Genomic DNA, 1507 nt, shown 5'->3' with positions numbered 1-1507 from the left:
CGACAGGGGCCTTCGACTGCCTGAAAGGCACGTTGGCGGGGCCGGAGACGGTCGCGTTGTCCCATCACGATCTGGAGGACCTGATCGAGATGCAGGGCCGTGAGCTGCTTCGGCTGCTGTTCCAGGGATATCTCGATCAGCGGGAGCTGCGGGACCGGGATGAGGATGCCGAGGAGGTCCGGGGTGCGGACGGGCGGGTGCGCCCGTATCGCGAGCCGGGGCATTCCCGGGCGCTGGCCTGCGTGTTCGGCACGGTCACCGTGACACGGACCGCGTGGCGGAGCAAGGGACTGACCAACGTCCACCCCGCCGACGCACAACTCTCACTGCCTGCCGGGCTGCACTCCCACGGCCTGCGTCGCCTGGCCGTCCACGAGGCTGTTCGCGGCTCATACGATCAGGCGAAAGAGGCGATCGACCGCCGGTGCGGGAAGGTGCTGGGAAAACGGCAGGCGGAACGACTCGTCGTGGCCGCGGCCCGCGACATCGACACCTTCTACCAGCACAAAGTTCCCCTGCCGGCGACCGCCGCCACCGCACTCGTCCTCCAGGTCGACGGCAAGGGCATCGCGATGCGGCCCGAAGCCCTGCGGCCCGCGACCTTGAAGGCGCATCTGGCCGGGAAGCGGGCAATGCGGACCCGACTCGCTCCCGGCGAGAAACCGCACCGCAAACGGATGGCGACGCTGGCCTGCGTCTTCGACGCCGACCCGGCCCCCAGGCGCCCGCATGACATCATCGCCCCGCCCGAGGGACGCAGCGGCACCCGGCCACCGAGGCCGGGACCGAAAGCGCAGGCGAAATGGCTGACCGGCTCGGTGATCCAGCCGCCCGAGCACACCATCGCCGCCGCGTTCGACCAGGCCGAAGCCCGCGACCCTGGCCACGCCCGCGCCTGGGTCGTCCTCGTCGACGGCGCCCGCCACCAACTCGACCTCATCCATGACGAGGCCGGCCGACGCGGCATCACGGTGAACGTCCTCCTCGACATCGTGCACGTCGCCGAGTACATCTGGACTGCCGCTCACTGTTTCCACAAGGCCGGCACCCCGGCGGCCGAAGCCTGGGTCGCCGGCCACTTGACCAGCATCCTCCACGGCCAGGCCGCCCGCGCCGCCTCCGAGATCACCACCCAGGCCGACACCGCCAACCTGCGCGGCGCGAAGCGTGAGGCCGCCGACGCCTGCGTCCGCTACCTCACCAGCCACTTCGCCCAACTCCACTACGACACCGCCCTCGCCCGCGGCTGGCCGATCGCCACCGGCGCGATCGAGGGCGCCTGCAGACACCTCATCGGCGACCGACTCGAGATCACCGGAGCCCGTTGGGGCCTCGACGGAGCCGAGGCCATCCTCAAGCTCCGCGCTCTCAAGGACAACGGCGACTTCCAGGCTTACTGGCGCCACCACCTCGCCCGCGAGCACGAGCGCCTCTACCCCACCCCCGACCAGCACGACTACGACCTCACGGCCTGAACAGCGATCTTCCCTCCGGGAGAGCTACACCC

At 70.4% G+C, this 1507-nt stretch carries 1 protein-coding gene; it reads left to right on the top strand.

Features of this window, described 5'->3' with window-relative positions:
- The coding region (locus tag ACIBEA_RS44550; RefSeq protein WP_399270295.1) for an ISKra4 family transposase at positions 1-1475 on the top strand (1475 nt) is incomplete at its 5' end.
- Positions 1476-1507: the final 32 nt, after the last annotated feature.

The sequence above is a fragment of the Streptomyces sp. NPDC051555 genome (assembly GCF_044454405.1).
Classification (GTDB): domain Bacteria; phylum Actinomycetota; class Actinomycetes; order Streptomycetales; family Streptomycetaceae; genus Streptomyces.
Note: the sequence above shows the minus strand (reverse complement) of the source record. Positions and strands in the feature narration are given on the sequence as shown.